This is a genomic window from Dorea sp. 210702-DFI.3.17 (genome assembly GCF_020560825.1).
Classification (GTDB): domain Bacteria; phylum Bacillota; class Clostridia; order Lachnospirales; family Lachnospiraceae; genus Dorea; species Dorea formicigenerans.
In genome coordinates this window covers 41,042-52,955 of record NZ_JAJCNB010000001.1, presented here as the reverse complement: position 1 = coordinate 52,955, position 11,914 = coordinate 41,042, and the positions used below count along the sequence as shown (strand labels likewise).

The 11,914-nt window shown below is 43.2% G+C and carries 11 protein-coding genes; 2 read left to right on the top strand and 9 right to left on the bottom strand.

Annotated features, from left to right (window positions below; genetic code table 11):
* Nucleotides 1-27: 27 nt before the first annotated feature.
* Nucleotides 28-894, bottom strand: a complete 867-nt coding sequence (locus tag LI149_RS00255) for an HAD-IIA family hydrolase (RefSeq protein WP_173785886.1) — start codon at nucleotides 892-894, stop codon at nucleotides 28-30.
* A 144-nt stretch (nucleotides 895-1,038) separates the two neighbouring features.
* On the opposite strand from LI149_RS00255, the gene LI149_RS00250 reads away from it, so the two are divergent.
* On the top strand, nucleotides 1,039-2,844 hold the full coding sequence (locus tag LI149_RS00250) for an aminopeptidase P family protein (RefSeq protein WP_173785885.1): 1,806 nt from the start codon (nucleotides 1,039-1,041) through the stop codon (nucleotides 2,842-2,844).
* 119 nt (nucleotides 2,845-2,963) lie between these two features.
* Here the strand turns inward: LI149_RS00250 and LI149_RS00245 are convergent, their stop codons facing one another.
* The 7 genes from LI149_RS00245 to LI149_RS00215 form a co-directional block, all read right to left on the bottom strand.
* Nucleotides 2,964-3,152 carry a hypothetical protein gene (locus LI149_RS00245; RefSeq protein ID WP_227078223.1) on the bottom strand — a complete coding sequence of 63 codons (189 nt, stop codon included), beginning with the start codon at nucleotides 3,150-3,152 and terminating at the stop codon, nucleotides 2,964-2,966.
* A 129-nt stretch (nucleotides 3,153-3,281) separates the two neighbouring features.
* Nucleotides 3,282-4,562 (bottom strand): D-alanyl-D-alanine carboxypeptidase family protein, encoded by a 1,281-nt coding sequence (locus tag LI149_RS00240; protein ID WP_227142853.1) that lies wholly within the window; start codon nucleotides 4,560-4,562, stop codon nucleotides 3,282-3,284.
* A 65-nt stretch (nucleotides 4,563-4,627) separates the two neighbouring features.
* Nucleotides 4,628-7,174: a heavy metal translocating P-type ATPase gene (locus LI149_RS00235; protein ID WP_173785891.1), complete on the bottom strand. Its 2,547-nt coding sequence runs from the start codon at nucleotides 7,172-7,174 to the stop codon at nucleotides 4,628-4,630.
* 22 nt (nucleotides 7,175-7,196) lie between these two features.
* Entirely contained in the window at nucleotides 7,197-7,502 is a 306-nt protein-coding gene (locus LI149_RS00230; protein ID WP_173785883.1) for a metal-sensing transcriptional repressor, read from the bottom strand.
* A 181-nt stretch (nucleotides 7,503-7,683) separates the two neighbouring features.
* Nucleotides 7,684-8,454, bottom strand: coding sequence for a tRNA (N6-threonylcarbamoyladenosine(37)-N6)-methyltransferase TrmO (gene tsaA, locus LI149_RS00225; RefSeq protein ID WP_173785882.1), 771 nt, complete (start codon nucleotides 8,452-8,454; stop codon nucleotides 7,684-7,686).
* The gene (locus LI149_RS00220; protein WP_173785881.1) at nucleotides 8,421-10,124 is read right to left on the bottom strand and encodes an ABC-ATPase domain-containing protein; all 1,704 of its coding nucleotides are present in this window, start codon (nucleotides 10,122-10,124) and stop codon (nucleotides 8,421-8,423) included. The genes tsaA and LI149_RS00220 overlap by 34 nt, the downstream gene beginning before the upstream one ends.
* A 20-nt stretch (nucleotides 10,125-10,144) precedes the next feature.
* On the bottom strand, nucleotides 10,145-10,681 hold the full coding sequence (locus LI149_RS00215) for a prolyl-tRNA synthetase associated domain-containing protein (protein WP_173785880.1): 537 nt from the start codon (nucleotides 10,679-10,681) through the stop codon (nucleotides 10,145-10,147).
* Nucleotides 10,682-10,860: 179 nt separating this feature from the next.
* On the opposite strand from LI149_RS00215, the gene LI149_RS00210 reads away from it, so the two are divergent.
* Entirely contained in the window at nucleotides 10,861-11,433 is a 573-nt protein-coding gene (locus LI149_RS00210) for a Maf family protein (RefSeq protein WP_227142927.1), read from the top strand.
* A 281-nt stretch (nucleotides 11,434-11,714) separates the two neighbouring features.
* Here the strand turns inward: LI149_RS00210 and rpsU are convergent, their stop codons facing one another.
* A complete protein-coding gene (gene rpsU / locus LI149_RS00205; RefSeq protein ID WP_004054229.1) occupies nucleotides 11,715-11,891 on the bottom strand; it encodes a 30S ribosomal protein S21 in 177 nt (58 codons plus the stop codon).
* Between the last annotated feature and the right edge of the window lie 23 nt (nucleotides 11,892-11,914).

The window sequence follows — 11,914 nt, the reverse complement described above, 5'->3', positions numbered from 1 at the left end:
ATTTACGTTTGTTTATCACACGTTTATTTATATCTGTTTTGAACACATCTGTATGTCTGGATTTTTCCCTTCCGTCACCGCTTCCCGGCTTTTTCGAAATGCCTCATACAGTTTTCGGATATTTTCAAATGCATAATCCGGCATAAATTCTGTCGCCACCAGATCCTCTGGCTTTGCCTCTCCTGTATACACAAGAGCCGTTCCCACTCCCGCGTTAATTCCACATGCAATGTCCGTGTAAAGGCGATCGCCAACTACAAGCACTTCCTCTGGTTTCGCACCTACCTGCTCCATACACATTTTTACAATCTGTGCATTCGGCTTACCTGCATAGTAAGGTGTCCGATCTGTTGTCACTTTCAACATCTCGCAGATCCCTCCACAGTCAGGGACGAAGCCAAATGCAGTTGGGCACCGGTAATCTGGGTTTGTTCCGACAAAATCCACTTCCGGACGAAATAATGCCTTACATGCTTCTTCGACTTTTTCGTAGACAAGTGTTCTGTCAAATCCCACAACTACGCATGCTACATCTTCCTCTGCCTCGTGGGTCAGCTTTAGTCCAAAGCTTTTTAACTCATCTTCAAAAGACGGCGTTCCTACTACAAGCAGTTTCTTATCTTCATAGTGCTCCTTCAGATACTTACATGTTGCATAAGATGCAGTCACAAACTGATTTTCTACTGCGGAAATGTTCCATTTCTTAAATTTCTCAATATAATCTTTTCGGCTTTTGACCGAATTGTTCGTAATATAAAAAGCTCGTCCGCCAATGCTTTCAATATAATCAAGCAACTCCCGGCTGCCATCATAAATCGTGTCATCAATGGCAAGTGTCCCGTCTATATCAAACAAAAAATATTTTTTACTCTCTAAATCATTTCCTTTTAACATTAAAAAAGCTCCTTGCTGGAATTTTGTCCATTTATACTATATAATGATGATGGTGTCGGGATTAAAATACCCAACTATGATGCATCTTTACACCCTTGCATTATTATATACTGATTTAGAAATCATGTCGAGGAGGTTTTTATCATGACAGTTTCAGAACATATTGACGCGCTGAGAAAACTTATGAAGGAGCGCGGATACGATATCTATATTGTTCCGACTGATGATTTTCATCAAAGTGAAAATGTCGGGGCATATTTTCAGGCCAGAACATTTATTACAGGCTTTGACGGTTCCGCCGGAACCGCGATTATTACTTTAGATCACGCCGGACTTTGGACAGACGGACGTTATTTCTTACAGGCCGAGCAACAGCTTTCAGGCACTCCGGTTACTCTCTATCGCATGCTGGAACCAGGTGTCCCGAGTATCAACGAGTTCTTGGAAAAACATTTACCGGAACATGGTACAATCGGTTTTGACGGACGTGTCATCTCTATGAAAAACGGAAAGGCATATCAGGAAATTGCCGAGAAAAAGCATGGTCATATTGTTACTTCCGAAGATCTGATCGACCTGATCTGGAAAGACCGCCCGGCACTGTCAACAAAACCGGCATTTGCATTGGAATTAAAATACACCGGTGCTTCTACAACGGAAAAACTTGCCCGCGTCCGTGAAGCTATAAAGCAACACGGGGCTACTACTCATGTCGTTGCTTCCCTGGATGACATTTGCTGGATTACCAATCTGCGCGGACGGGACATTGACTATTTTCCGCTTCTCCTCTCCTACGCCATCATCACCATGGATGAGATGAAACTATACGTTGATAAGCAGAAGTTGACTGAAGAAATGTGTAATAACCTGACTGCTACCGGAATTACATTTCACCCATACAATAATATTTACGAAGATTTAAAACATCTGAGTTCAAAAGAAACGATCCTTTTAGACCCGTCTCGTATTAACTATGCGCTTCGTAACTGCATTCCAGAAGGAGTCTCTGTTGTCGAAAGCGAAAATCCTTCCGTATTGATGAAATCTGTAAAAAATGAAACAGAACTTCACAATATCGAACAGGCTCACATCAAAGATGGGGTTGCTGTGACTCGTTTTATGCATTGGCTAAAGACACACGTTGGTATCTCTTCTGAATCTCCTGTCACGGAACTTAGTGCAGCCGACAAGCTGGAAGAATTTCGGAAAGAACAGGACGGATATCTCTGGCAGAGCTTCGAGCCAATCTGTGCTTCTGCCGACCACGCAGCAATTGTTCACTACAGCGCAACCAAAGATAGCAATGTACCAGTCACGGAAAATGGTCTCTTCCTTACAGACACCGGCGGTGGGTATCTGGAAGGCTCCACAGACATTACAAGAACCTTTGCATTTGGAAATGTTCCACAGAATATGAAAGAAGACTTTACTTCCGTTCTTTTATGTAACTTGCATCTGGCAAATATAGTGTTCCCGTATGGTACTACTGGTGGGAGTTTAGATGTTATCGGACGTCTTCCACTTTGGAAACGTGGATTAGACTTCAATCACGGAACCGGACACGGCGTTGGCTATCTTATGAACATTCACGAAGAACCGGCAAGATTCCGCCGTTATCTCGGAAATAAGGCTCCAATTCAGGACATTGCCCTGGAGCCGGGAATGATCATCACTGACGAACCGGGTGTCTACATTGCCGGTTCTCACGGAATTCGTACAGAGAATGAACTTATGATCTGCGAAGGCGAGACAACCGCATATGGAAGATTCTTATACTTTAAACCAATTACACTTGTACCGATAGATCTGGACGCAGTCGTACCTGAAATGATGACCATCGAAGACAAAGAACTTCTAAACGCTTACCACAAGCGCGTATACGAGACACTTGCACCACATATGAAAGAAGATGAACGCAAGTGGCTGGCTGAATATACAAGAGCGATTTAATCATGAAAAACCTCTCTCACTGATTTACTGTGAGGGAGGTTTTTCAGTTCATTTCTGTTATTATTATAAACATGTAAAAATAAAAATTCCTATACATACAAGAATCGGTATGCACCCAATTATTCATATACCGGATAAAAGCTCAAACTTCCATCACCCGATGATTTGCTGTTGATTCTTATGACCAGCCCGACCGTATTCATCGTACAGTTTTTCTTTTTTCCATGTGAAATTAAACCTATAATAATCGCCGGAAGCCAGAACGCTGCTCCCAGACCACATAGTGTTAATACAAGACCCAGTTCCATATGTTTCTCTCCTCATTTGTTATCTCATTTCTACTAGTAATTTAAAAATATCCTATTGCTTTAAGGTACCTGGATATTTCCACTGTCAATATAATATAATCATAATTACTTTCATTTAGCAATGACTAATTATAATGTCCACCCACGCACAGCTTCTTTCATGGCACTTCCATAACTGATTTCTTCTACATCTTCTGTTGCAAGAACATCTACTTTGCCAATCTCTTTTCCATTCAGCGAATAAATTACTTCGCCTATTTTATCCCCCTGTCTGACCGGTGCTGTCACACTCTCTTTTAATTTCATATTTCTCTTTATCGCAGATAAATCTGCTCCTGTCACATCAACATAAGAAAATGTTTCCGTTTGTGCGGCACTGACTTCTTTCTCTACACCATGCTTTACCGGCACATTCGGGATTTTGTTTACTTTATCTTCCTGATACTTCTGACATTTTCCAAAACCATAATTCAGCAGTGCAATTGCGTCCCTCATTCTCGCTTTGCTGTCGTCTGCCGCCATAATGACAGCAATCATATCCGTGTTATCTTTCCTTGCTGTTGCAGAAATACAGAACTTTGCCTGACTGGTCGACCCCGTCTTAAGCCCAGTCGCATATTCGTATTGCCGGATCATTTTGTTCGTATTTGTAAGTCCAAACTGTGTAGAGCCCTTTTTCGTCGTGTGCGTGATATCCTCCATCCAGATATTGCAGTAATCAAAAATCTGTGGATATGTATGGATCAGCTCTCTGGACATTAGCGCAATGTCCCTTGCCGTCGTCACATGTCCCTCTGCGTCAAGTCCGTTACAGTTGACAAAATGTGTATTCTCCATGCCAAGACCTTTCGCCCGCTCATTCATCTGATTTACAAATTCCTGTTCATTTCCACAAATGTACTCTGCCATGCAGACACAGGCATCGTTGGCACTGGCTACGGAAATACATTTTATCAGTGTCTCTACTGTCTGTACTTCACCAGGTTCTAAGAATACCTGGGAGCCACCCATGGAAGCTGCATATTCCGATGTCGCCACTTCGTCCTCTAAATGTATTTTTCCATCTTTTAAGGCATCAAAAATCAATAACAGTGTCATGATTTTTGTAACACTTGCCGGAGGTCTCTTGGAATCTGCATCTTTTTCATAGATTACCTGTCCCGTAGATGCTTCCATTAAAAGAGCAGACGGTGCGGATATGTCCACATTTCCCGTCTGCTGCGTATTTACATTATCTGTATTTTCTGTTGTATCCGATGAATTCTGCTCTCCTGCTCCAGCGTTCTGGCCAGTGCCTGTGTCTGTATCCTGTCCCGTATTCGTATTCAGAATAATCAGTTTTTCAGACTGCGCAAAAACCGGCTGTGTCAGTAAAATTAAGCAGAATAACCACACCAGAAACTTTTTCATAATCTGTGCTCCAACACATACTTTTGTAGTAAATATATGACCGCACGATTCATTTTATTAATCTTCTACTCAATTCCTTTTACCGGATAGTCCTGTGCCTCTACTGCATTTTTAAGCACTTCATCAGCAACCTCTTTTTCCAGTGTCACTACGGCTGTTCCTGCCTCGTGGCTTACAACTGCCTCTTTGACACCATCAATTGCTTCCAGAGTTTTCTTTACTCTTGCCTCACAGTGTCCGCACATCATTCCTTCGATTTTCATTGTCTTTGTCATGGTTGATTCCTCCTGTTTCTTTTTACTTTCTTTTTTATGTTTTATTTTTTTATCTTTGCTCGCGTCATACATTTTGAAGAAATTCAGTCTCAATGCATTTGTAACAACACAGAAGCTGGATAAGCTCATGGCTGCCGCACCGAACATCGGATTCAGTTTCAGTCCAAATAATGGATACCAGATACCTGCCGCCAATGGGATTCCGATAACATTGTAGAAGAATGCCCAGAACAGATTTTCATGAATGTTCCGAAGTGTTGCACGGCTCATGCGGATGGCTGCCGGCACGTCACTTAGGCGGCTCTTCATCAGTACCACATCTGCCGCGTCAATGGCAATATCTGTTCCGGCTCCGATTGCGATTCCCATATCTGCTCTTGTAAGTGCCGGTGCATCGTTGATACCGTCACCGACCATGGCAACCTTTCCTTTTGTTTTAAGTCTTCGGATCACGCTTTCTTTTCCTTCCGGAAGTACGCCTGCAATCACCTCGTCAACACCTGCCTGCGCACCGATTGCTTTTGCAGTACGCTCATTGTCACCTGTGAGCATAACAACGTGTATTCCCATGTTCTGAAGTTCTTTTACCGCTCTCGGACTGTCTTCTTTGATGACATCAGCCACTGCGATAATTCCCATAAATGTTCCGTTCTGGCTGAAGAATAGTGGTGTTTTTCCCTGTTCGGACAAATGTTCTGCCTGACGCTTCATTTCTTCAGATACTTCGGAATACTGTCCGATATAGTTCAAGTTTCCACCAAGAACTTCTGCGCCGCCTATTTTACCGGAAAGTCCATTTCCCGGAACTGCCTGAAAGTCAGATACTTCTGTCAATTTTTCTCGCTCAGACTGCTCTACTTCTGATTCTACACGTCCTGTGATTGCTTTTGCAAGTGGGTGTTCACTCTTCTTCTCCAAAATGTACGCAAGAACCAGTAATTCAGATTCACTTATTCCATTTGCAGGGAGAATATCTGTGACCTGAGGTTCGCCACTTGTTATAGTTCCGGTTTTATCAAGAGCAACAATTTCCATTTTTCCTGTCTCTTCCAGAGAAACGGCTGTCTTGAACATAATTCCATTTTTCGCGCCCATACCATTTCCAACCATAATTGCGACCGGAGTGGCAAGTCCAAGGGCACATGGGCAACTGATAACAAGTACGGAAATTCCTCTAGCGAGAGCAAATCCGACGCTCTGACCGGCTAAAAGCCACACAACAATCGTAATCACTGCGATTGTAATAACCGTTGGTACAAATACACCTGATACCCGGTCTGCAATCTTTGCAATCGGTGCTTTTGTTGCCGCCGCATCGCTGACCATCTGAATAATCTGGGACAGTGTTGTGTCCTCTCCGACTCTTGAAGCCTCACATTTTAAGAAACCGGACTGATTGACTGTTGCAGCAGATACTGTATCATTTGGCGCCTTATCTACCGGAATGCTCTCACCGGTCAGAGCTGCCTCATTGACCGCACTGTTTCCTTCCAGAACAATACCATCTACTGGTATATTTTCACCAGGTCTTACTATGAAAATGTCTCCTTTTTTCACCTGCTCAATGGAAACTGTTTCTTCTTTTCCATCGCGGAGCAGTACTGCCGTCTTCGGAGCCAGTTTCATCAGACTCTTAAGAGCATCTGTCGTCTTACCTTTGGAATGTGCCTCCAGCATCTTTCCAACCGTAATAAGAGTCAGGATCATAGCTGCAGACTCAAAATAGAATTCATGCATATATGACATCACGGCATCCATATCCATGCGCATCTGCGCATCTGTCATAGCAAACAGCGCATAAACACTGTATCCATAAGAAGCTGTAGAACCAAGGGCAACCAGTGTGTCCATATTCGGCGCTTTATGAATCAGTCCTTTAAATCCGCTGATAAAGAACTTCTGGTTGATGACCATAACAATCGTAGTCAAAAGCAACTGAGCCAGTCCCATTGCCACATGATTGTCCGCCATAAATTCTGGCAATGGCCAGTTCCACATCATATGTCCCATGGACAGATACATAAGTGGTATAAGAAAACACAAAGAAGCAATCAGCCTCCGCTTCAATACTGGTGTATCTCTGTCTTTCAAAAAATCATCATTGTTTCCGGTAGCACTGCCTGTCTTTTCATTTGCTGCACCTTTCAGCGATGCACCATATCCGGCATTTTCCACTGCTTCTATAATTTGAGCTGACGTTGCTGTTCCTTCGACTCCCATGGAGTTCGTCAGAAGACTGACCGAGCAGGATGTAACACCCGGCACCTTTGACACAGCCTTCTCTACTCTGGAACTGCAGGCCGCACAGCTCATTCCTGTCACTGTATATTGTTCCATCATTAATACACCTGCCTAACTATTACTTCATAAGTTTTTGGAGCGTGGCAACCAGTTCATCGATTGTCTCTTCTTTCCCTGCACGGATATCTTCCGCTACGCAAGTGCGGATATGATTAGCAAGAAGCACCTTGTTAAAGCTATTCAGCGCCGCATTGACCGCTGAAACCTGAATCAGAATATCCGTACAGTATGCGTCCTCTTCCACCATACGCTTAATTCCTCGTACCTGGCCTTCAATCCGGCTTAAGCGGTTCAGAAGATCCTTGTATTCCTTTTCTGTCCGCTCCTTTTTCTTATGATAACAACATTCTTTCTTTTCTTCCATAGTATGCACACCTTTCTTGATTACAGTGACAGTATATACCCCTTAAGGGTATATTACAAGTTCTTTTTTCATAAATTTTTCTCAGTAAAGAAATCAAGAAATACTTCTTTCATAAAATGCACTTAAAAAGACCATCTACACTTTTTCGCAAATGATCTTTTTAATGTTAATATATCTTATATCATTCTTTTTGCTTTTTCGTCACACTTACCACGTAAAGTGTGCTTCCCTCTACACGAAATTTCACCTCAAACCCAGCAAATCCCATGCCATATACTCTCTCCGGGTCATTCTGATAAGAAGGTCTTGGATCCTGACTCAGTATCTGCATCACGACTTTTCTCTTTTCTTCCGGAATCTTTTTCATACCCTCATCAGGTATCTGTACTTCCAGATGATAGGTCTGTTTTTTATGCGCAAATCCTCCGCTCGCCTCCGGGTGCGCATCCACATAAGGCAGATACGGCTTGATATCGTAAATTGGTGTTTGGTCCATCATATCTACTCCTGATACAAGCAGGCACATTCCGTACTTTTCATGAGAAATGATTCGTTCCAGTTTTACACAAGACAGTCCGATTGGATTCGGGCGGTAAGGAGAACGACAGGCGAATACTCCGACTCGTTCATTTCCTCCAAGTCTCGGAGGCCGCACGGTCGCTTTCCATGTACCGGATTCTTGTCTTACTTCCGAAAATCCCCACAGAAGCCACAGGTGTGTGTATTCTTCAATTCCTCTCAGAGCGTCCGGCTGGCGAAACTCCGGCTCAAATACAACAAGTCCAGCCGCATCGGAAAGCCCACTCTGTCTTGGAATCCCGAATTTAGTCGGAAAATCTGTGTGAATTCTTGCGATTACTTTTACCTTTTCTAAACCCGCAGTTTCTTTTTCCAGATTATTGCAGCCTCTCTTTTTCTTTACAACTTCATGCCCCGATACCGGTTCACGCATGCGTATACCTCCTGTTTTCTCGGCATTGCCAGATTGCCCGGAACGTTTCCACTCTCACAGACCGCTGCAAATCCTTCCGCTTCCAGCTTCTTCACCAGTCGTTTGATAATCTGTCCGGCTTCTTTTCTGCCGTCAAATTCCTGTTCTTCCATATAACGGAGAAGATACCCCAGGCAGGTAAGTTGCTCGGAATCTGCAAGCTGTTCCACATATCGAAGATCAATGTTTTCATGGTTCAAGACTACGCCGTCTCTTCCCATGGTCTTAATCTTGATGCGTCCTTTATGAACTAACCCTGCATTTTTCTTTGGGCATCGTCTGGACTCTGGTAGTTTCACATTTCCTTCTGGCAATTCCAGTGCCGGATACTGGCTGGCAGCCTTTTTTGCAAGGGCTGTAATTTCTTTCGGGACATATCGATCCATCTGAATCACCACATCTGCTACCTGAAAATATGCCCCGGAGCTTCCCGCAACTAGAATTGTGGAAATGCCCTGATTTTCATATAAATCGCGCATTCTTTCAATAAATGGTGTAATCGGCTCCATATCCCGGTGAATCACTCTTTGCATCAGTTCATCTCGCACCATAAAGTTGGTCGCCGACGTATCCTCATCGATGAGAAGCGCTGCAGCGCCAGCCTCCATGGCCTCCACCACATTTGCCGCCTGGGATGTACTTCCACTGGCATCCTCCGTGGAAAATGTTTTCGTGTCTTTCCCATTTGGCAGGTCATTGATGAACATAGAAATGTCTGTGTCCTTGATACTTCTGCCGTCCTCAGCGCGGATTTTCACTGCATCTGACTCTGTAATGACATATTCCCTGCCATCACCTGCAATGTGCGGATATACGCCCATTTCCAGCGCTTTTAGAAGGGTAGATTTTCCGTGATAGCCGCCACCCACAATCAAGGTGATTCCTTTTTTGATGCCCATACCTGTGATTTTGCCTGCGTATGGTAAATCCATGGTTACTTTCATCGATTCCGGCGAAGCAAATGGCACAGCTCCTTTCATCGGCTTTGCTGAGACACCCGACTCACGCGGAAGAACGGCTTTATCTGCCACAAACGCCACAAGTCCCTGTTCTTTTAACTGCTCACGGATATATTGCTGGTCTACGGATAGCTCCATGACACGTTCCACTTTTTTCTTATCTTGTCTTGCATAGAAAAGACAACTCTCCACGCACTCCGGGAGATAATCGAATAAAATTTTTGAAAGCTCTCTTGCATTGATGGTTCTTCCATTTGCCGGAAATCCAGCCTCAAATCGCATGCTAATGTTTCCATTTGCCGGATTGATCTCACAGGCGCTCCGCTTTAGAATTTCCTGACCACATCTGGTCACAGAAATAATTCCACTCTTTCCGGATCCTTTCGCCTGAAATGAATATTTTCCGATTGCTGCGCCAAACTGACGGATCAGATAATCCTCAAGTGCAATCTGTTTCCATTTTTCGTCATAAAGATATTCTGGAAATGCAGCCACTTTTCCCGAAACTTCAATATGAAGGCTGGACGGTGCCGCAAACGGATCTCCCTGTACATGGTCGATTCCCAATGCATATTTGCCAAATCGATATACTCCTTTCGTACCCTTATAAGCCGGATAACTTTTTCTATCAATATTTTGTAATAACTGTTTCAAATCGTCTGCTGATTTCATGTTACTTCTTCTTTCTTCTGTTATAAATCTACAATCCTTGCTCTGTGGTGAATCTTTGGCAAAAACTTCTGTAATAAATCCTGTGTCTTAAATTTTAAATGACTTGTATTAATTCCCGGATTGCAACCGAACCATTCACTCTCTGCCACTTCTTTATCTATAATTACCTGCACATAGTCGTCTTCGTCCACGAGAAGTCCTGCCACACTGGCTGATCCCGGTGTCGTTCCAAGATGCTTAAGCATTTTCTCCGGCGGTGCAAATGACATATGGGATACACCCAGTTTCTTACTGAAAGCTGCTGTGTCAAAGGATTTATTTGCCGGCATGACAAGTAAGAAATACGTAGTCTTTTTCCGATTACATAAGAATACATTTTTCCGAATTTGAGTTCCTAATACTTTATCAACCTCTGCGCACTCCTCCATACTGGCTGCCGGATCATTGTCCACACGCTCATATGGAATCTTCAATTTATCTAAAGTCTCGTACATACGGCGTTCCAGCGGGCATCTTACGTCTGTCGGCGCACCGGTCTTAATCTCACTGATATACATAATCTTCCTCCATAAGTTTTCTCTTGCATCTTTCCTCTTTTCAGTTTACCATAAATACCAAAGTGAGTACTATAAAATATTTATTTAACGCAAATCTTAATTGCAGATATTTGTGGTATTTATCAGGTATACTGCAAATAGTATCCTGATATTTGAAATCAGAAAGAAATGAGGTATTTATTATGCGATATATTCTTGCATCACAGTCACCGAGAAGGCGGGAACTGCTTGCACGCACGGGTCTTGAATTTGATGTGATTCCGTCTGACGTGAACGAAAAAATTACAAAAGAAGTGCCGTCCGATGTTGTTATGGAACTGGCTCACCAAAAAGCGGAAAATGTCTACGCTAAAATTACAGATCCTGACGATTATACTGTCATTGGATCCGATACGATTGTTGTTTATCGTGATGAGATTCTTGGAAAACCTGCTGATAAACAGGAAGCCTACGATATGCTGTCCATGCTTGCAGACCGCACACATCAGGTCTACACAGGTGTTTCACTGATTCAGAAAAAGCAAGGGAAAAAGACAATTAAGACATTTTACTGCCAGACCGATGTCACGCTCTATCCGATTGATAAAGAAGATCTTCACCGCTATGTAGAATCCGGTGATCCGTTAGATAAAGCCGGAGCTTACGGTATACAGGGTGATTTTTCCATTCATGTAAAAGAAATAAAAGGTGATTACAATAATGTGGTAGGACTTCCGATTGGAAGAGTATATCAGGAACTTAAGACATTATAATTACGCCCATGGATTGCTCTCTCTGGGTTCTACTCTATGTTCGAATATCGTGTGACTGGCGTATTCAAGAATGCCTCGGCATTCTTGCTGCGAGGTGCGCGTCATATAATTGCATGACATACTTCTACTGCGCACCTCTGCAAGTCTACACTCCGTTTCGGTCGGCGCAAAACCATTGTCCACCGGACAATGTGCGCCCTGCCGGAGGCTATATCAGCTGGGAAATGACTCCCAGCTGATATAAAACGGAGTGTCAAAAGACACTCCGTTTTTTGCACATATTAGTTATACTTACGTTTTCTAGCAGCTTCAGATTTCTTTTTACGTCTTACGCTTGGTTTCTCGTAATGCTCTCTTTTACGAATCTCCTGCTGAATTCCAGCCTTTGCACAGTTTCTTTTGAATCTGCGTAAAGCGCTATCTAACGTCTCGTTTTCTTTTACGATTACATTTGACATAGTCTCACACCTAACCTCCCCTC

Coding starts and splice junctions, on each gene's coding strand:
- LI149_RS00220 (WP_173785881.1), bottom strand. CDS start 10,124: ATGAAATCAGCAGACGATTTGAAACAGTTATTACAAAATATTGATAGA.
- LI149_RS00215 (WP_173785880.1), bottom strand. CDS start 10,681: ATGTATATCAGTGAGATTAAGACCGGTGCGCCGACAGACGTAAGATGC.
- LI149_RS00250 (WP_173785885.1), top strand. CDS start 1,039: ATGACAGTTTCAGAACATATTGACGCGCTGAGAAAACTTATGAAGGAG.
- LI149_RS00245 (WP_227078223.1), bottom strand. CDS start 3,152: ATGGAACTGGGTCTTGTATTAACACTATGTGGTCTGGGAGCAGCGTTC.
- tsaA (WP_173785882.1), bottom strand. CDS start 8,454: ATGCGTGAACCGGTATCGGGGCATGAAGTTGTAAAGAAAAAGAGAGGC.
- LI149_RS00255 (WP_173785886.1), bottom strand. CDS start 894: ATGTTAAAAGGAAATGATTTAGAGAGTAAAAAATATTTTTTGTTTGAT.
- LI149_RS00235 (WP_173785891.1), bottom strand. CDS start 7,174: ATGGAACAATATACAGTGACAGGAATGAGCTGTGCGGCCTGCAGTTCC.
- LI149_RS00240 (WP_227142853.1), bottom strand. CDS start 4,562: ATGAAAAAGTTTCTGGTGTGGTTATTCTGCTTAATTTTACTGACACAG.
- LI149_RS00230 (WP_173785883.1), bottom strand. CDS start 7,502: ATGGAAGAAAAGAAAGAATGTTGTTATCATAAGAAAAAGGAGCGGACA.
- rpsU (WP_004054229.1), bottom strand. CDS start 11,891: ATGTCAAATGTAATCGTAAAAGAAAACGAGACGTTAGATAGCGCTTTA.